Annotated in this window: 14 protein-coding genes; 3 read left to right on the plus strand and 11 right to left on the minus strand. The window is 71.0% G+C overall.

The features are described from left to right. Positions 1-125: 125 nt before the first annotated feature. From OG194_RS01255 to OG194_RS01280, 6 genes are all read right to left on the minus strand, one after another. On the minus strand, positions 126-758 hold the full coding sequence (locus tag OG194_RS01255; protein WP_327398907.1) for a hypothetical protein: 633 nt from the start codon (positions 756-758) through the stop codon (positions 126-128). A 4-nt stretch (positions 759-762) separates the two neighbouring features. Beyond that, positions 763-1,653: a carbohydrate ABC transporter permease gene (locus OG194_RS01260; RefSeq protein ID WP_327398908.1), complete on the minus strand. Its 891-nt coding sequence runs from the start codon at positions 1,651-1,653 to the stop codon at positions 763-765. Then, positions 1,653-2,606, minus strand: coding sequence for a carbohydrate ABC transporter permease (locus OG194_RS01265; RefSeq protein WP_327398909.1), 954 nt, complete (start codon positions 2,604-2,606; stop codon positions 1,653-1,655). The genes OG194_RS01260 and OG194_RS01265 overlap by 1 nt, the downstream gene beginning before the upstream one ends. Beyond that, positions 2,603-3,922 (minus strand): ABC transporter substrate-binding protein, encoded by a 1,320-nt coding sequence (locus tag OG194_RS01270; protein ID WP_327398910.1) that lies wholly within the window; start codon positions 3,920-3,922, stop codon positions 2,603-2,605. Before OG194_RS01270 ends, OG194_RS01265 begins: the two co-directional genes overlap by 4 nt. A gap of 319 nt (positions 3,923-4,241) precedes the next feature. Beyond that, entirely contained in the window at positions 4,242-5,651 is a 1,410-nt protein-coding gene (locus OG194_RS01275) for a condensation domain-containing protein (protein WP_327398911.1), read from the minus strand. 157 nt (positions 5,652-5,808) lie between these two features. Then, the gene (locus tag OG194_RS01280; protein WP_327398912.1) at positions 5,809-6,339 is read right to left on the minus strand and encodes an FABP family protein; all 531 of its coding nucleotides are present in this window, start codon (positions 6,337-6,339) and stop codon (positions 5,809-5,811) included. Positions 6,340-6,692: 353 nt separating this feature from the next. On the opposite strand from OG194_RS01280, the gene OG194_RS01285 reads away from it, so the two are divergent. Then, entirely contained in the window at positions 6,693-7,688 is a 996-nt protein-coding gene (locus tag OG194_RS01285) for a phospholipase D-like domain-containing protein (RefSeq protein ID WP_327398913.1), read from the plus strand. Here the strand turns inward: OG194_RS01285 and OG194_RS01290 are convergent. The 3 genes from OG194_RS01290 to OG194_RS01300 all read right to left on the minus strand — a co-directional run bounded on the left by OG194_RS01290 (position 7,685) and on the right by OG194_RS01300 (position 12,562). After that, positions 7,685-8,938, minus strand: a complete 1,254-nt coding sequence (locus tag OG194_RS01290; protein WP_327398914.1) for a PucR family transcriptional regulator — start codon at positions 8,936-8,938, stop codon at positions 7,685-7,687. The two genes, OG194_RS01285 and OG194_RS01290, sit on opposite strands and share 4 nt — an antisense overlap. 18 nt (positions 8,939-8,956) lie before the next feature. After that, complete coding sequence (locus tag OG194_RS01295; RefSeq protein WP_327398915.1) at positions 8,957-11,770, minus strand: AAA family ATPase; 2,814 nt, start codon at positions 11,768-11,770, stop codon at positions 8,957-8,959. Between the two features lie 327 nt (positions 11,771-12,097). After that, the gene (locus OG194_RS01300; protein ID WP_327398916.1) at positions 12,098-12,562 is read right to left on the minus strand and encodes a hypothetical protein; all 465 of its coding nucleotides are present in this window, start codon (positions 12,560-12,562) and stop codon (positions 12,098-12,100) included. Positions 12,563-12,800: 238 nt separating this feature from the next. Between OG194_RS01300 and OG194_RS01305 the strand changes: the two genes are divergently transcribed. Next, entirely contained in the window at positions 12,801-13,289 is a 489-nt protein-coding gene (locus OG194_RS01305) for a DUF1003 domain-containing protein (protein WP_442811473.1), read from the plus strand. 68 nt (positions 13,290-13,357) lie between these two features. Next, positions 13,358-13,648, plus strand: coding sequence for a WhiB family transcriptional regulator (locus OG194_RS01310; protein WP_327398917.1), 291 nt, complete (start codon positions 13,358-13,360; stop codon positions 13,646-13,648). Between the two features lie 35 nt (positions 13,649-13,683). Here the strand turns inward: OG194_RS01310 and OG194_RS01315 are convergent, their stop codons facing one another. Together OG194_RS01315 and OG194_RS01320 are read right to left on the minus strand one after the other, a co-directional pair. Continuing rightward, on the minus strand, positions 13,684-16,377 hold the full coding sequence (locus OG194_RS01315) for a helix-turn-helix transcriptional regulator (protein WP_327398918.1): 2,694 nt from the start codon (positions 16,375-16,377) through the stop codon (positions 13,684-13,686). 154 nt (positions 16,378-16,531) lie between these two features. Continuing rightward, a complete protein-coding gene (locus OG194_RS01320; RefSeq protein ID WP_327398919.1) occupies positions 16,532-19,024 on the minus strand; it encodes a lysylphosphatidylglycerol synthase transmembrane domain-containing protein in 2,493 nt (830 codons plus the stop codon). Positions 19,025-19,074: the final 50 nt, after the last annotated feature.

A 19,074-nucleotide genomic window follows, 5' to 3' on the forward strand; every position in this document is an offset into this window, starting at 1 on the left:
CTTCCGTGGGAGGGGGTGCCGGCGTTCGCCGGCCTCTCCCTCGACCGTAGAAGCGGGTGCGGAAGGCAACCAGAGGGTGTCGTGACAGGGTCCGACGGGATCCCGCCACGGGTCGCGGACGCCCCTCAGCGCTCCGAACCGACGGCCGCGTCGTCGTCGTGGGCAGGCTCGGCGCGTAGCTCGACTGCCGTGATCGCGAAGGCCAGTGGCCCCGGCAGCAGCAGGGCGAGCAGCGGCAGCATCCACACGAACGCGACGCACAGCCCGGCCGCCGTCACGATCAGCGCGCAGCCCATCGGATCCGCGGCGGAGCGGGTCGCGGCCCGGTTCAGGGCCGGGCGCCAGCCGCGTGTCACCTCGGGATCGGCGGCGGCGCGCAGGGCGACGACGAGTCCCGCCACCGCGACAGCGGTCAGCGCCCACGACATCGGACGGGCCCCCGGGAGACCCGCCCCCGCGAGCGCGAGGTCGAGCACGACCAAGGTCACCGCCGCGAACACCGCCACGCCCGCCAGCAGCACACGGCGCAGTCCATGAGCCCGGAACTCGGCGACGTACTCCCCCATACTCACCGGCCGGTCCTCGCGGATCGACCGTCGCAGGACGGCGCAGGCCGCGGCGAACGCCGTAGGAGCCGTGATGAGCGGGAGAGAGGCGACCGCCGCTGCCAAGCCGACAGCGAGCATGTCGGCGAAGAGGGTGAAGCGGGGGCCGAACAGCTCACCCGGTTCCCGGCGTTGGGGTGCGAAGGAACTCATCGGCTCAGCCCTTCAGTCCGGAGGTCGCCATGCCCTCCACCAGATAGCGCTGGAAGGCGAAGAAGAACAGCACGATGGGCACGATCGAGATCACCGACATCGCGAACATCGGGCCGTAGGCGGAGGTGCTGGACTGGTCGACGAAGTTGCGCAGGGCCAGGGTGATCGTGAACTTCTCCGGGTCGAAGAGGTAGATCAGCTGGGTGAAGAAGTCGTTCCAGCTCCAGATGAAGGTGAAGATCGCGGTGGTGATCAGGGCCGGGCGGGTCAGCGGGAGGACGACCGACCAGAAGATGCGGAACGGTCCGCAGCCGTCGATGCGGGCGGCCTCGTCGAGTTCACGGGGCAGGCCGCGCATGAACTGGACGATGAGGAAGACGAAAAAGGCCTCCGTGGCAAGGAACTTGGGGAGGATCAGCGGCCAATAGGTGTCCACCATGCCGAGTTTGTTGAAGATGATGTATTGCGGGATCAGCACGGCGTGGTGCGGCAGCATCATCGTGGCGATCATGAAGCCGAACATCGGGCCCCGCATCCGGAAGCGCAGCCGGGCGAAGGCGTAGGCGGCGAGGGAGCAGGACACTACGTTGCCGATGACCGAACCGACGCTGATCAGCAGGGAGTTGAGCAGGAGGCGGGTGATCGAGACGCCGCTGATTCCGTCGAGGGCGGTGGTGTAGTTCGACCACTCGATGTGGCTCGGCAGCAGCTTGAGGCTGGTGAGGACCTCGTTCGCCGGCTTCAGCGAGGTGGCGAGCAGCCAGACCAACGGGTAGAGCAGGACGAGGAGTACGGCCACCAGGCCGAGGTGTTTCGCGATCGCCGCGGCGCGTGTGCGGCCGGTGTTGGTCGTGAGGCCGGCGGCACTCTTCAGGTCGGGCACGGTCGTGGCCATCAGGCCCCCTCGTTGGCGTAGAAGACCCAGGAGCGCGAGGTCCTGAAGAGGACGAGCGTGACCGCGCCGATGGCCAGGAGCAGGACCCAGGCCATGGCGGAGGCGTAGCCCATGTGCGAGGCGGTGAAGCCTCGTTCGTAGAGGTAGAGCGTGTAGAACTCGGTCGAGTCGGCCGGTCCGCCATTGCCGCCGCTGATGGCGAAGGCGGGGGTGAAGACCTGGAAGGACTGGATGGTCTCCAGGACGAGGTTGAAGAAGACCACCGGGGACAGCATGGGCAGCGTCACGGACACGAACCGGCGCCAGCGTCCCGCGCCGTCGAGGGCGGCGGCCTCGTACAGGTCGGCCGGGATCTGCTGGAGCCCGGCCAGGAAGATGACCATCGGGGCGCCGAACTGCCAGGCGGAGAGCAGCGCGACGACGAACACCGCGAGGTGCGGGTCGGAGACCCAACCGCCGGTGTGGATGCCGATGGAGGACAGGAGTTCGTCCACCGTGCCGCCGTCGTTGTAGAGCGCCCGCCAGACCAGCGCGACCGCCATGCTCGCGCCGAGCAGGGAGGGGGCGTAGAACGCCGAGCGGTAAAAGCCCTTGGCCTTGCGGGTGTTGCTGAGCAGCAGGGCGACCCCGAGTGCGAGGGCGAGTTTGAGGGGGACGGCGACCACGACGTAGAGGAGGGTGGTGCCCACCGAGCGCCAGTACCTCGGATCCGCGGTGAACATGTCGCTGTAGTTGCGCAGTCCGACCCACTTGGGCGGGTCGAAGAGGTTGTAGTCGGTGAACGACAGATACAGCGATACGGCCATGGGCGCGAGCGTCAAGAGGACGACTCCGAGGATCCATGGGGAGAGGAACACGTAGGCGGGGCCGCCGCGTCGGCCGCGCCTGCGGTGTTCCGGTGGCGTCGCGGTGACGGGTGCGGTGCGGGGCGGTGGGGTTGCCGTGGTGGTCATCGCAACTCCCGCTTCGCTTCGGCGACATACTCCTCGGCGGCGCCTCGCGGGCTCTCCATGCCGTAGGAGACGCGCTGGTAGTCGCGGGTGAAGGAGACCTGGAGGACGACGTCGCCTCGGGGTGGTGCCATGGGCGGGGCCGAGGTGCCGTGGGCGGCGATCGTGCGGCCGTAGTCGTAGACCTCTTTCTCCGGGCCGGTGAGACCCTTGCCTATCTCCTCGGCGATCTTCTTGTTGGGGGGTGTGGAGCGGGTGACGCCGAGGATCTTGCCCGCGGCGGGGTCGTTGAGCAGGAAGTCGATCAACTCGGCCGCCTCCTTGGGGTGTTGGGTCCCCGCACCGGCGCCGATGAGCATGGTCGGCTTGAAGTACTGGCCCACCTTGCCGTCGGTGGTGGGGACGGGCGCGAAGTGGACCTGGTCGCCGAGCAGGGGCGGGTAGCCGAGGAAGGGGGCGTCCCAGTTGAAGTCGGTCGCCGCGATGCCGCGTCCCATCGGGGTGTCCTCGACCGCGCCGCCGACCTGGGCGGTGTCCCTGGCCTGCGAGACGATGCCCGCGCGGCGCAGCTTGTCGGTGAAGGTCCAGAAGTCGGTCAGGTCGCCGGCGGTGAAGCCGAGTCGGTGCTCGGAGGCGTAGAGCTCCTTGCCCCTGCTGCGCAGCCAGGTCTCGAAGGCGTCCTCGTTCACACCGAGGTCGGAGAGGCCGGTGTAGGCATGCCCGTTGGGACCCTTCATGCCGAGCGCGCTGATCTCCTTGCCCGCCTCGGCCCAGTCGTCCCAGGTCCAGCCTGGTTGGGGTGTCGCGACTCCGGCCTTCTTGAAGACGGCGGCGTCGTAGACGATGCCGGTCGTTCCCTTGCCCATGGGGAGGGCGTACTGCTTGCCGTCGTAGACGCCGGTGCGGGTCAGCGTCTTGTCGAAGTCGGCCGTCCGCAGCGTGCCGTTCTTGAGATAGGGGCCGAGGTCCAGGAGGGTGCCGCTGCCCGCGTACTGGGATATCTGCCGGTAGTCGAGCTGGGCCACGTCGGGGAGGTCGCCGCCCGCGGCCTGGGTGGCGAGCTTCTGCACGTACGCCGGGTAGCCGGCGAAGGAGGTGCGTACCGAGATCTTCGGGTGGCGCTTCTCGAAGAGGGCGACGGCGGCGTTGGTGCGTTGCGCGCGGTCGTCGTTGCCCCACCAGGCGAAGGTGAGTGTCACTTTCCCGCCTGCCGCCGTGCTCGCTCCGCCGCCGTCGGAACAGCCGGCGAGGAGGGGGGCGAACAGGGCGCCCGCGGCGGCGCCGAGGACAGCTCGTCTCCGGAAACTGGGTGGCGTCATGGCGATGCCTCCTGAGTGGGGCGTGGACATCGTTGTCTGAAATCAGGAGTTTTCTGAGGTCAGAAGTTGTCTGAGGTCAGGAGTTGTCGCCCGGTCCGGCAGAGGGTGGGGGGAACGGACGGACGGACGACATGGCGCGAGAGCGCGACCCGTCGGGCCGTGCTGGATGAACGGCGGGGGGTATGGCAAGCGCTTTCGCCTTGCGAAGAACGTAGATCCCGTCCGTCCGGTCGGTCAACGGTGCTGCACTACATGTTTGTTCGGACATGGGGCACGCGTGCGCCGGCCGGTACACGTGAGTGCCGCGCGCCCCCGCCCGTTACGAGGTGGGACCGACCGCCGTCGACAAGGTTTCCCTGGCCACCGCGACGAGCCGCTCCCGGACCAGCTCCATGCACAGCCGCATGTTCTTGTCCGCGATGACGTTGTCCGGGATGCGGCACGCGAACTGGAGTCCCTCGTGGACCCGGGTCACCCACGCGCACACCTGGTCGCCGTACGACACCCGGATCAGTCCGTACGCCTTCAGCTCCTGCCAGCGCTCCGAACCGGGCAGGGCACGGGAGTCCACGTAGGAGACGATCGAGTACAGGTCGGGGGACGTGGGCCGGAAGTCGGCGCCCAGCAGGCGAAGGACGCGCGCGATGGGCATGCGGGCCAGCGGGCGGTTCTCACGGAGGGTGGCGCGGACCATGCGCAGGGCGTGGTCGAAGTCCGTGGCGTGCTGGACGGGGATCTCGATCGGGGCACCGCCGACGTACCAGCCGACCGAGTCGGCCCAGCGGGACTTGGCGCGGGTGTGGAAGGGGACGACGGTGCGGTACACGTCGAGGCCGCTGATCTCGCGGGCGGCGAGGGCGACGGCCGCGAGGATGCCGACGAGGCTGCCGCCGTAGGGGCGGCAGTACGCCTCGAAGGCCGCCGCGTCCGTCTCGTCGACGAGCATCTCCTGGAGGAACTTCTGGGTGGGCAGCGGTCCTTCGGGGTCGAGGCCGAGGTCGACGGGGAAGTTCGGCAGCTTGCCGTCGCAGCGGGCGATGAACTCGCGCCAGCGGGACACGACGGTGTGCGTGTCGTCGATCTGGTCGGCGTCGGTGCGCTCGCCCGCGCAGAAGTCGATGTAGCTGGCGACGGGCGCCGACTCGACGGCCTTCCCGGCGAGGCCGGCCTCGTACAGCTCGTGGACCTCGCCCGCGATGCGGTGCAGCGAGTAGGCGTCGACGTTGCTGTGGTCGAACGCCAGGTAGACGCTCGTGCCGTCGTCCCGGACGACCGCCGCGAAAAGGAAGTTGGGCCAGGTGAGCGCGTCGGCCGTCACATCGAAACGGTCCTGGAGATACCGGGTCAGCGTCACCGCGTCCGCGAACTCCCCCACGTCCTCGCGGTGCAGGGCCACGGCGTCGGCGTCCAGGGTGAAGCGGCGCATCTCGTCACCGGCCCACCGGAAACCGCTGCGCAGCGTCTCGTGCCGGAGCATCCAGGACCGCAACGCGCCCTGGAGCACGTCGAGTTCGATCCGGCCCGGCATGTCGAACGCGGTACCGAGCCAGGTCGGCACGAACAGCCCGTCCTCGCGCACCGAGCGCGCCGTACGGATGTGGGACTCCTGCACGTACGCCGGTGGCCGCGCGTCGTCCGGGAGGGCCCGCGCCGCTCCTACGGCCGCCGGGTGCAGCGTCCACTCGACGAGTCGTCCGGGTCGGATCTCGCACCGCTGAAGGTCACTCATGCGCACAGGGCTCTCCGTTCGCCTGCCCACGGGAGGCCGCCGGGCACCACTGTCGATCCACGCCTCCATGCCGCTCGGGCACCGCTCACTGCATGGGAGATCAACGATCGGATATTCGGAAAGCAACGCTGTGAACAGGCTTGCTGATCAGTTCATTTCAGCCCGTGCGTCGCAGTCGCGCCGAGAGGTGGTGTTGCAACGGCTCCCCGACGGCCTCCAGGTCGTGGGTGAAGGTGAGTGTGGAGTCGTCGGTCAGGGTGTAGCGGCGCCGGGTGGCGGTGACCTTCTTGGCGGTGGGGGTGAGGGCGACCTCGTGGGTGGCGAGGTCGACCGTGTCGCCGGTGGCGGTTCCGACGAGGATCTCGGCGATGCCGGTCGGCTGGGTGATCAGTGCCTCGATCCGGGCTTCGGGCTGTAGGCGCCACCAACCGCTCTCGCGGGCGGCGGGGCGCAGGAGTGCGCCTTCGGCGTCGAGGATCCAGGCTCGGGCCTCGTAGTGCAGGAAGGGGCGGCCGTCGTGGCTGAAGGTGACGTCCTGGGCGTAGGTGAAGTCTCCGTCGAGGGTGGGGTATTCGCCCTTGCCTTGGCCGTGCCAGTGGCCGAGGAGGGCGAGTACGGGGGTGAGCAGCGGGTGGGGGGCGGGTTTCTCGTCGGGGTGGTGGGCGTCCGGATAAGAAGGGTTGGACACGGGGTCGCTCCTGGTGTTGATGCGTGGGTCGGTGCGCAGCCTAGGCGCTCCACTCGCTGTGACCCGATATGTCGTCGTTCGACTGCCGCGCCGTCGTGGCTGGTCGCGCAGTTCCCCGCGCCCCTTTCGGGGCGCTGTAGTTGACCCGGGATTTGCCGGCTACGAAGTTTTTGCTAACTCGCGGGGACCCCATGAACCGGGTCCCACCTGCACGGAGTCCCCTTTGTCCAGCCGAACTCGCGGCCGGTAATCGCGAGTTCACCCTGCTCCTCTTCCACCCCGTTCTACGCGCGTGGTGTCATGCACCTGCCCGCCACCCCCCACGTGGGCATCAACTCGACTAGGAGTCACGCATGTTGAGGACGTTCCTCGGCCGCGCGGGTGTCGCGCTGGCAGCCGGTGCCACCCTCTTCGTCACGGCTGTCCCCGCCAACGCCGCGACGTACACCGCCTTCGCCTTCTCGCAGGCCGGTACCACTCAGCCGACCATCTACGACTTCATCAACTCGGCCACCTCCTCGCTCGACATGACGATGTACGAGCTGGAGGACACCACCGCCGTCAACGACCTGATCGCACTGGAGAACAAGGGCGTCACCGTGCGGGTGGTGCTGGACCGCGCGCACCAGTCGGCCAACAGCTCGGCGTACACGGCGCTGACGAACGCGGGCGTGGGTGTGGTGTGGTCGCCGTCCGGCTTCGTCTACACGCACCAGAAGGCGATCACCGTGGACGCCACCAAGTCGCTTGTCCTGACCGGCAATCTGACCTCGCAGTACTACTCGACCGGCCGCGACTACGGCGTCTTCACCGACGACACGCGTGATGTCGCCGCGATCGAGAAGGTGTTCAACGCGGACTATGCCGGCACCTCGGTCACCCCGACCGACGGCGACCATCTGCTCTGGTCCCCCACCGACTCGCGTAGTCGTCTGCTCACCGTGATCAACGCGGCCACCACGACGTTGGACGTCGAGGAGTTGGAGTTCAGCGACAGCACGGTGGTCAACGCGATCGTGGCCAGAGCGAAGGCGGGCGTGACCGTGCGGGTGGTGCTGGAGACCCCGGGTGACTACTCCAGCGAGGTGTCCGCGATCAAGGCGGCCGGCGGCACGGTCGTCGGTTACTCGGACCCCGACGGCTTCTACATCCACGCCAAGGCCATGGTCGCCGACTACGGCCTGTCCACCCAGGAGGTGGAGGCGGGTTCGATGAACATCAGCAGCAACTCCCTCTCCAACAACCGGGAGTTGGGCATCATCCTCACCGGCACGGGCGTGGCCCAGTCCGTCGCCACCACCATCGAGACGACGTTCAAGAGCGACTACGCGGGCGGTACCGCCGCCTAGGAATTCCGTGTGTCGTCGGTCGACTCCGGGGTCGGGGGCCTCGGAGTCTGCCGTACCGCGCGCAGGGCGAGGGCGAGTTCGGTGATGCCGCGTGGGTCGGTCAGTGAGCGGCCGGTGCGTTCGGCGATGCGGCGCAGGCGGGTGCGTACGGTGTTGGGGTGGACGTAGAGCTGTTTGGCGGCCTCCTCGGCGGAGCCGCCGCAGTCGAACCAGACGTCCAACGTGTCGAGCAGCAGGGCGCGTTCGTCGGCGGGCAGGGCCTCGATGGGGCCGAGGACCCTGGCGGCGACGCGGGCCATGACGTCGGGTGCGCCGGCTGTCGCGACGGCGAGCGGTGAGTCGTCGAAGACGGTGACGGCGCTGCTCTCCGCGTCGCCGCCGCGCATCGCGACCTTGGCGAAGCGCAGGGCGTCGCCGGTGCGGTTGAGGTCGTCGTAGGAGGGGCTCACGCCGACGCGTCGCTCCGCGTGGTCCCGCAACACCTCGACCAGGTCGGGCAGATCGCGCGGGGTGCGCAGGTGCACGATGCCGAGCTGGAGGTCGGGGCGCAGTCGCCAGGCGGAGCGGATGCCGCGCCGGGTCAGGAGGGCCGTGACGTCCGGCAGGGCCTGTCGGCCGATCCCCGGCACCTCGGCGGCTACCACGGCGAACGGTCCGCCGTGCGGCACGCGCAGCACCTCCGCCGCCGACCACACCGCGTCGGCGTCCATGCTCCTGCCCTCCAGGAGTGCTTCCACCAGCGCCGAGCGCTCCTGGTCGCCGACGAGGAGCCGTCGGGCCACCTCGTCGTGGTATCCGGAGACCATGCCTTCGGTGATGCCGTCCTGGATCTCCCACATGGCGGTGGCCGCCGCGACCAGAACGTCGTTGCCCACCAGGGCAGTTGTGGTGGCCTCGGTGACGACCGACTCCCAGAAGTACCTCACGCCGACGCGGTAGGCCGTCATCACGGTGGGCAGCGGCACGTTCTGCCGGGCGCGTCGACGCCCGATGGCTGCGGCGGCCTCGGTGTCCAGCGGCACCTGTCCGGTGAGCGCCTGGAGTGCGTTGCCCACGTGGGTCCGGCAGGCCTCCTCCAGGTCCTCCTCGGGCACCGCGTCGTAGTGGTACTCGCGTGAGCCGGCGCGGATCCGCGCCGCCATCTCCTTCGCCAGTTCCCCGACGCGTTCCAGCAGTACGGTCGCCAGGGCTCTGATCTCCTTGTCGACCAATGTCTTCTCCGGCTCACCGATCACAGGGGCTTGTTCCACCGATCAGAGGGGCTGGTTCTACGGTACCGCCGGACCCGCGGCCCGCGCCGCGGCTCCGGGTGACATGGCCTCCAGGGCGGCGCGGAGTGCGGCGCGTGAGGTGATGCCGAGTTTGGGGTAGAGCCGGTGCAGATGGGAGCCGACGGTGCGGTGGGAGAGGAACAGCCGCTCGCCGATCTGCCGGTTGGTGAGGCCCACGGCCGCCAGCTCGGCGATCTGCCGTTCCTGCACGGTCAGCGCGGCGGCCGGTGCGGCGGGACCGCTGGGGGTGACGACGCCGGTGGCGCGCAGTTCGTTGCGGGCCCGCTGGGCCATGGCCCGGGCGCCGATGCGGTCGAAGGTTTCGAGGGCGGCGCTCAGACAGCTGCGCGCGTGGTGGTCGCGGCCGCGGCGCAGCCACTGTCCGTAGGCGAGCTGGACGCGTGCGTGTTCCCACGGCCAGCGGGCCGCGTGGGGCAGGGCGAGGGCCGCCTCGAACAGGGGCCCGGCGTCGTCCTCGTCGGCGGCGACGGCCTCGGCTCCGGCGCAGATCAGCGCGGTGCGCGAGGAGATCCGGTGGATGCCCGCCGTCCGCGCGGCGGCGACCTGCTCGCGGGCCTCGTCCGTACGGCCGGTACGGACGGCCGCCTCGACCAGGTCCAGGACCAGCCACCGGCCCGGGATGCCGGTACCGGGTGCGCCGGCGGGATCGATCCGGCCCACTTGGACATAGGCCTCCTCGTAGTCGCCCTGCCCCATGGCCGCGAGGTGGCGGGCCGAGCGGGCGTAGGCCTCCGTCACCTCGATGCCCCGGGGCGCGGCCCAGGTCGTGGTCTCCTCGCTGCGGGTCCGGGCGAGGTCCCCGTCGCCGCGCGCCGCCGCGCCCGTCGCGAGCAGGGCCCGGATCTGCCGCTCCCAGAAGCGGTAGCCGTGGGCCGCCGCCAGCTCCAGCCCCTCCTGTGCCAGGCGCTCGGCCTCGTCCCAGCGGCCGTGGACGTAGGAGTCGTGGCAGAGCAGCATCAGCGCGGGGACGGCCATGGCGATCGCGCCGCCGTCGCGTTCGCGTTCGATCATGCGGGAGACCAGGTACCGGTGGTCCGACAGGGCGTCCATCGCGACCGCCGCGCAGGCCAATGGGATCAGTTCCCAGGGTGCCGCGTCGGCGGGCAGTGTCGCGAAGGCGTCGGCGAGGCCCTTGCGCAGCGCGTCGGAGGCGGTGGTGGGGTGGACGTACGCCTCGTAGCAGAGTCTGATCGCGGTCATCGCGGTCGGTTCGAACCGGTCCAGCGCGGTCTTGAGAAGCCGCCACGGCTCGGGTCGGTGGGTGTGGACGCTGACGAGCAGCAGCGCGTACAGGATGCCGCGGTGCTCCCAGTCGTCGTCCGTGGCGGTGGCGGTGTTGTCGTCGAGCGCCCTGGTCAGGAGGCGGTGGGCGGCATCGATGTCACCCTCGTCGTGGGTGAGGAGCTGGGCGGTGGCGGCGAAGGCGAGTCCGGTCGGTCTGTCGGCGACCCGTGCGGCCTCGGTCAACAGCCTTGGTACGTCGTCGAGTTGGCCGGTGAAGGTGGCGAAGTAGGCGGCCTCGGTCAGTCGGCGGGACCGGTCGCCCGGGTGCGGGCTGAGTTCACCGGCCCGTACGAGCGCGGCCACGGCGGCGGACGCGGCACCCCGTCGCCGGTCGGAGACGCCTGTCTCGCCGTGCCGCCAGGCGGACAGGGCCGCGTCGTCCAGCGCCCGGGCCAGCGTCTCGTCCGGCCCGGTCACGGCCTCGGCGACGTGCCACGCCCGGCGCGCGGGTACGTCGGTCAGGGCGGCGGCCAGGGAGAGGTGGGCGCGGCGGCGGTCGCCGGGGCAGGCCAGGTGCACGATCGCGGCGCGGGTCAGCCGATGGCGAAAGGTGATGCGTCCGACGCGTGCGTCGACCTGGATCAGGTCGGCTTCCCGCGCCGGGGCGAGGGCATCGAAGCCGTCGGCCTCCCCCGCGGCCCGCCGGATCACGGGCCGGCCGACTCCGGGATCGAGTGCGGCCATGAGAAGGGCTGTTCGGGTCGGCGCGGGCAGTGCTTCGACGGCGGAGGCGAAGGCCGCCTCCAGTCGCCCGGACAGGGGCAGGAGCGCGGGGAGCGGGAGGTGGCCCGAGCGTTGCCGGGCGTTCAGCTCCTTCGGCAACTCCCGCAGCGCCAGCGGGTTTCCCGCGGCCTCGGCCAGCACCCGCCGCCGTACCGACGGCCCCAACTCGGGCCACCGGCCGTCCAGTAACTCGACCGCCTCCGGCTCGGCCAACGGTCCGATCTCCCGTACGGGCAGGTCGAGTTGGTCACAGAAGCTCTCCGCTCCAGAACGCGCGGCGGCCACGAAGACGATCGGATGGTCGCTGATCCTGCGAACGACGAAACCGAGCGCGGTCGCACTGGCCGGGTCGATCCACGGCACATCGTCGGCGACCATCAACAAGGGCCGCTCGACGGCGACTTCACCGAGCAGCGCGAGCACCGCGGTCCCGGCGGCCGACGGATCCGGCGACGGTCCGGGCGCGAGACCGAAGATCCGCTCGACGACATCACGATGGTGCCCGGCGAGCCGCTCGGTGTACCGGCGCAGCGGATAGAGGAGCTGATGCAACGCCGAGTAGGTCATCCCGGACTCGAACTCCACGGCGGAGGACCGCAGGACCCGCATTCCATCCGCTACGGCCCGTGCCGCGGCGGCGTCCAGCAGCACGGTCTTCCCCACCCCCGGACCACCGCGCAGCAGCAGGCCGGGGCGATCCCCGTCACCCCCGGCCGACAGCGCGTCCAGCAGCCGCAACTCGGCCGCGCGACCGACCAGGTCCGCTCCAGGCCGTGAGGTCACCGACTTCCCTCCGTCAAGTTGCTTGCCTAAAGAAGTATATCCAGTCGGCGCGAGGGAATGCGTGTGCACTTCCCTCCACAACAAGATCGTCGCTGATCCAGTGACAGGGGTCGATGTTCCCGGTCACAGCATTCGGGGCCGACGGCAGTGGCCGCCCACACGGCCGCCTCGCCGTCGCGTCGCAACCGTCACGCGACGACGGAGCGGCAGGCGGTATCGCGCCGTATCCGCCCGCCGGAAGCAGCAGGCCGTGGGTGGTGTCCCACGGCCCGCTGCCCCGGCGGTCCGGCCGGCCCTCGCACCCGCGGGTGCGTCAGAGGGCGACGGCTACTGCGCGGCCTCGGCCGCTTCGTCCGCCTCGACCCGCGCCAGCACCGCGTCCAGCGTGGCGTACTCCGCCTCCTCCACGGCCGCGATCGCGAACTCGATCGCGTCGGCCGCGTAGTCCTCGGCGTCGTCGGCGGCGTGGCCCAGCCGCTTCGCGTCGCGCTCGGCCTTGCGGTCCTCCAGTTTGGTGCGGACCGAGCCCACGTGGTCCTGCCAGGAGGTCTGTACCTGGTTCCAGCTTCCGGTGACGTTCTCCTTGGCCCGCTGGCCGCTCGACTGCAACCGCTGCGCGCCCTGTTCGGCCTTGTCCTTGGCGTCGGCCACCGCGGCGGACAGCTTCTGCCGGTCCTCCGCGACACTGGCGGCCACGGTGCGCTGGGCATCCTGGGCCTTCTGGGAAAGCACGGCGAGGCGGGCGGCGGGGCCGTCCGAGGTGGCGTTCTTCTGCGGCGTCGGGTCCGACATGGTGATCCCTTCCTTGACGGATACGTCCTGCTCGATGACGCGAGGTACCGAGGTACACGCCTCAACTGCCCGTCACTCTTCCGTCGCGCCGCCCCGGCCCGCTTGCGTCAATCGACTCAACGGACGGCGTAGGGATGCGCAATGTGGCCTCCGCCGCAGTCAGTTGACCCAAGGAAGGCGCCCGGCCCGTCCCTACGCTGACGGACATCTCTCGTGAGCAGCGGATCAAGGAGTGCCCGTGCCCCCTGGAACCAATGGGTTCGACATACGACTGCCGAACGAGCAGGCCGTGCTCGCGCGCATGCGGGGAACCCAGGACCGGATCGCGGACGCGATCACCACCTTCGCCGGGACCATGCAGTTCGTATACCTCCACGCGCTGTGGTTCGCGGTCTGGATCACCTTCAACGAGGGGCTGTTCGGCCCCTCCGCGGTCTGGGACCCGTACCCGTTCGGACTGCTCACGATGATCGTCAGCCTGGAGGCGATCTTCCTGTCGACCTTCGTGATGGTCAGCCAGAACCGCCAGGCGATCCGCGAGAAGGTCCGCGCCGACCTCGCCTTCGAGACCAACATCCGCTCCGAGGTGTGGTCGGCCCACATGGGCCATGTCCTCGGGATCAGCGCCGAGCAGGTCGAGGAGGACGTCCGGACACTCCTGGCGCAGAACCGGGCGAAAATGAACGACTCCGAGCCGATACCGACCGCCCATCGGTCAATCGACTGAAGCCATGACGCAGCCCCGGCGACGACGATGATCCGCACCGGATCGACCCGTCACCGGGAGGAAGCGTCATGATCCCTCGCCACCGCCCCTTCGCCGCCTACTGGGACTGGCAACAGCACGCCCTGTGCCGGGGCATGGACAGTTCCGTCTTCTTCTCCCCGCCCGGCGAACGCGGCATCGCGAAACGGGCGCGGGAGAAGAAGGCCCGGGCCGTCTGCGGAAGTTGCCCCGTGATCGAGGTCTGCGCCCGCATCGCGATGAACGGCCCCGAGTCCTACGGCGTGTGGGGCGGCCTGTCGGAAGGCGAACGCAGCGCACTCCAGCGGCCGCCCCGCGCACCCAGGCGGAGGCGCAAATAACCCTGGAACGACTCGGGAACGACTCCGGCCCCGCGTCACCCGACCGCCGGACCGTCCTCACCGGACGGCTTCAACAGCGGGGCCAGCTCACTGCGCGAGGTGATGCCGAGCTTGGGGAAGGCTCGGTACAGATGCGCGGCGACCGTACGGTGGGACAGGTACAGCCGCTCCGCGATCTCCCGGTTGGAGAGCCCTTCCGCGGCCAGCCGCGCGATCAACACCTCCTGGGGCGACAGCAGTTCGGCGATGGACGGAGGCGGGTTGTCGGCTCCGGGCGCCGCGTTGTGGCCCGCCCAGTCGGAGGCGCCGACGAGGTCGAAGGCGGCCCGCGCCGAGAGCAGCAGCGCACGGGACCGGGCGCCCTGCCGGTGGCGCCGCAGCCACTGTCCGTAGGCGTGCTCCGTCCGCGCCTTGACCAGCGGCCAGCGGGAGAGGTCCTGGTCCAACGCGGCCAGGTACAGCGCCTCGGCCGACGCGTCAGAGGCCAACACGGCTCGGACGTAAGGTAGTTGGACGTGCAGGAGCGGCGCGGGAGTCATCCGTACGGCTTCCTCGACGGCCACGAGGATGCGTGCTGCCTCCTGACGGTCGCCGCCCCGGTCCGCCGCCACGACGAACGGCGTCAGCGCGGCGAAGCCCTGCCGCCGCAGGCTCTCGGGCGGCCGGTCGAGAAGCGGCCGCAACTCGTCGTACGCCTCCGTGTACCGCCCCTCCCCCAGCCGCGCCAGGCCACGCGCCAACCGCAGCGTCGGGACGAGATCGGGGCGCTGCCATGCGGCCACCGTGTCGGCCAACTCCTGTGCCCGTACGGCCTGTCCGCGCAGGGCGGCGGCGATCGCGTCCGTGCCGGCGAGTGCCGCGACCATGGCCGGCTGCCGGGTCTCGGCGACGATCCGGCGTGCCTCTTCGGTGAGCCGAGTGGCACGCGGCCAGTCCCCGAGCAGCAGCAGGTCGGCGGCTTCGGTGAGGAGGGTCTCCGCCAGCAGGCCGAGTCGGCCCTGTTCGCGGAGGATGGGTGCCGCCCGGCCGAGCAGGTCGACCGCGCGGACCGGGTCACCGATCTCGTGCGCGGCAATGCCGAACAGCCGTAGTCCGTCGGCGTCGGGGCGGTACCAGACCGTCTCGTGCGACGGAAGTCGGTCGGTCAACTCCCTGCCGAGACGCACGGGTTCGGTGAGTGCCAGGGCCGCGAGGTGGCGTGGGTCGTTGGTGGGGATGATTCGCTCGGCAGCCTCGACTACCTCGCCCCGCACGGTCGGATCGGCAGCGGTGCGGTGAACGTGGAGTGCCGCGCTCAGCAGCAGGTCGAGGGCGAGGTCGGGGTCACCCGCCGCCAACTGGCCGATGTCCGGCGGCACTTGCGCCCGTGCCGGACCGGGCTGCGGCTCCGCGTCCGAGATCTCCCGCAGCCACCATGCCTTGGCCCGGTCCGGGGCGCTGAGTTGCTGATGTTCCGCCGCCTCGATCAGCGAGTGGGTCAGGCGGATCCGGCCGAGGCCGTACGCGTGCTCGGCCGCGGCCAGCAACCGGTGTCCCCGGGTGACCGAGTCCGTGGTGAGCTGCGCCGAGCGTTCAAGGGCCCAGATGGCCGCGACGACTCCGTGCCGTCGGAGCAACGAGGCGTGGGCGTCTGCCAGTTCGTCCGCGAGTTCGTCGTCGGGGCCGTTGACGGACTGGGCCCGATGCCAGGTGCGCCGGTCCGGGTCGTCGGTCACCACCTGCGCCAAGGCCGCGTCGGCGGCCTGTCGGCGGGCCTGCGTCTCCGCCCCCAACACCGCGAAGCGCACCACGGGATGGCGGAAGTGCAAGGTCGTCCTGTCGAGTCGTACGAGCGAGGCCGCGATCGCGCCGTCGAGCACGTCCACGGCGACCGCGCGCCCGGTGAGGGCGGGGGCGGCGGCCAGGATCTCCGCGAGGTCTCCGACCTGGTCGACGGCCGCGACCAGCAGGGCGTCGCGTGTCCGGTCCGGCAGTTCGCCGAGGTCGGCCGCGAACGCCGAAGCCAGGGTGGCGTTCACCGGCAGGTGGGTCCACGATCCCGGTGGCCCCAACGGGTGCCATTCCGTGGGGAGTTCGACCAGTGCGAGCGGGTTGCCCAGCGCCTCGCCGAGGATGCGTTCCCGGGCGACGGGAGGCAGCGCGGCCGCGTGCCGGGCGAGCAGCCGTCGCGCCGAGGGCCCGTCCAGGGCCGGCACGTCCAGTACGGGAACGCCTGGCAGGGGGCGTCCGGTACGGAGGGCCGCGAGGACGACGATCGGGTTGTCGTCGACCCTGCGGGCCAGGAACGCCAGCACGTCCCGGGTGGGCCCGTCGAGCCGCTGTGCGTCATCGGCGATCAGCACCACGGGCCGCTCGGCCGCTGCCGCCGTGAGCAGGTTCAACGCGGCGAGGGCCACCCGCAGGGTCCCCGGCGGCGGTCCGGAACCACCGCCGAACGCCGACCGCAGGATGCCGCCCTGCCCCACCGGCAGGGATTCCGCCGTGCCGAGCACCGGCCGCAGCAGTTCGCGAAGCCCGCTGAAGGGCGTGTCGTCGGGGCCCCCGGCCACCTCCAGCAGCCGCCATCCCGCCGTCCGGGCGCGTTCCGCCGCGGCCCGCAGCAACGCCGACTTGCCGACGCCCGGACCGCCCGTCAGCGCCAGCGAACCGCCGGCGGCGGGCAGCCTGCCCAGCAGCTCGTGCAGGACGGTCACCTGCCGGTCGCGGCCGAGGAGCCCGGCTTCGTGCACGCGTCTCCCCAGACTTCCAGGACACTCCATGTCTTCACCAGCGGAATCGTAGGAGAACCCCCACGGCAGGGCTTCGGTCATGTGACCGCGCCCTGAACTGCAAGGAGACTCCGCCCGGCCCGTCCAGCGTACGACTCCCTGGTACGTCGACTCCTCACACGTAGCCCCGCCGCTGTACGAAGCTCAGGGCCAGGGCACCCAGCGGGACGTTCAGCCAGAACGTCAGCAGCCGGTAGACGAGCACCGCCGACGTGGCCACCCCCGCCGCCACACCGAGCGTCGACAGACCGGCGATGAGTCCCGCCTCCAGCGCTCCGAGCCCGCCCGGTACCGGAGCCGCGTTCGCGATCAGCCGGGCCGCCATGTACGCGGCGCCGACCTGGATGAAGGGCAGATCGGCGCCCAGCGCGTGAAGGCTCATCGCCAGGCCGACGACCTGGATGAGGGGCAGGCCCAGGGCGCCGACGACACCCACGACGACCTTGGCCGGTTCGGTGGCGAGCCCGGCGACGGTCGATCCGGCCGCGCGCAGGAACGGCCACACCTTGTCGTGCAGGAAGCGGCGGCCGGGCGGAGTGAAGCCGAGCAGGCCCCCGGCGGCGAGTACCAGGGCGACGGCCCACAAGGCATACCGTCCGGCGGACAGGTCGAGATGCACTCCGGCGTGACCTCGTCCTGCCCAGGCGAAGAACACGGCGGCGACAACGGTGTTGGAGAGCGCGCCGGCCAGGCTCTGCAACCCGACGGAGGCGGTGGCGGCCCCGGTCTCGATCCCCGTCTTCTGTAGATAACGCAGGTTGAGCGCCATGCCGCCCACGTTGCTCGGGGTGATCCGGTTGAGGAACGAACTGGCGAACTGCACCTGGTAGGTGGGGCCGAACGGCAACCGGTCCGGGATGGTGCCCAGTTGCAGACAGGTCGAGAACGCCTGCGAGAGGAAGGTGATGGGCAACACCGCGAGCACCCACCACCAGTTGGCGTCCCGCAGCGCGTCGAGGGCCGCGGGCGCGTTGGCCAACTGCGGGAGCACCAGGTGGAGTACGAGGAAACCGCCCGCCAGTCCCAGGGCGCTCTTCCACGTGAACCGCGCCAGATGCGCGAGCGGAACCGCCTTGGCACCACTGGCAGTTGAGACCTCGACGGCGAGATCGCGCAGCAGACTCGGCCGACCACCGGCACGCAGCGTGCGCCGTCCGGCCTTCTCCCTGGCCGCCCGTGCGCGGGCCTGGTCGTAGCGGGCGACCGCGTGCCGCGCGGGTCCCATCAGGGCGAGCGGCTGGAGGTACGGCAGCGCGGTCGCGAGCAGTTCCGGACCCAGCCCGGCCAGCGCGCACGCCGTGGCACGCCCGGGACCGACCCGTACGGCGGTCGTGGCCAGCAGTTCGGCGATGTCCCCGCCGAGCATGTCGGGCAGCGCGTTGAGCCGGCCGCGCGCGAACGCGGAGAGCCGGCTCTCACCGCCCGGTTCGACGCGGATGTGCTCGGGGCGCAACTCCCCATGCCCCAGCCGGTGTTCCTGGAGCCGGGCCACGGAGGTCCACACCCCGACGAGGAGCGGATCGGTCAACTCCCCATCGGGCAAGGTAGACAGCGCGCGGGAGTCCCGCTCCACCGTCGCCACGAGCGCGCCGCCCCCGGCCACCGGATACGCCATCACCGGTTCGTCCACCCGGGCGCCGGTGCGGGCCGCGAAGACGAGCATCAGCAGTTCGTGCTCGGCGGCTCCGAGCGGCAACTGGGCGGTGGCGTCGGCAGGATGGCGCAGCAGCGTCCGCCGGGCGAGCCGGTGGAAGAGGTCACGGTTGTGGTCCTCGGCGGCGAGCACCCGCACCGCGAGCCGCGAACCGGCGGTGGTCACGGCGCGGTAGCCGGTCCCCTCCCCCAAGTGCTGCTCATCCGGCGGCAGTTCGCTCAACCTGACGACCGAGATCCCGGAGTCGGCGAGGGCCTCGGCGACCGCCTGAATCGCCGGGCGGTCGGCGGGGGCCCCGGCCAGCAGCAGTACGGCCGACCCGGCCGCGCCGCCCACCGCGAGTGCGGCGAAGGCGTCCAGCGGAACGATCGCCGCGGCCGCGACACTCAGCGCGCCGCAGCCGACGGCCAGGACCCACAGCGCCCGCCGCTGACGCGCCCCCAGCCATGGCCCCGCCGCGACGACCGCCCCGGCGCAGGCCGCCAGGTACACGGCCGACGGCCAGCCCGCCCGCACCAGGCCGTCCCGGCCGTCCAGCACCTCCGGCCACGCGTCCGGTCTCCCCCGCGCCAGCGCCAGGTGCGTGAGCGACCACGCCCCCAGCGCACCCAGCGCCGCCGAGGGCAGGACCCGTAGAACAGGCTCGGCGCGCCGTCGTACGCACCACACCACCAGGGCGGCGACCGGTGCGAGGAGGGCGACGGCCTGGACCGTTCCGACGAGGGCGTCCCGCAGGGCCGGGGACAGGGCGGTCGCCGTGGTGAGGATGCCTTGCTGGGCCGCGCGGACGAAGTCGCGTGTCGCGACGGCCAGGAGCACCGTCACGACGAGTACGGCCAGGGACACCACCAGGCGCCAGAGATCGACCGCCCGCCGGACGGTTCGTCGCGGCGGATCGTCGATCACCGGAGCCGAGGTCGGCGGGCTGTCACGGCCGTCGATCCCACTGATCACGTCGGCTCCTTGTCGACAGGCCGAAAGGCGGGAGGCACCGATGCTCGCGC

The organism is Streptomyces sp. NBC_01288, from assembly GCF_035982055.1.
Taxonomy (GTDB): Bacteria; Actinomycetota; Actinomycetes; order Streptomycetales; family Streptomycetaceae; genus Streptomyces.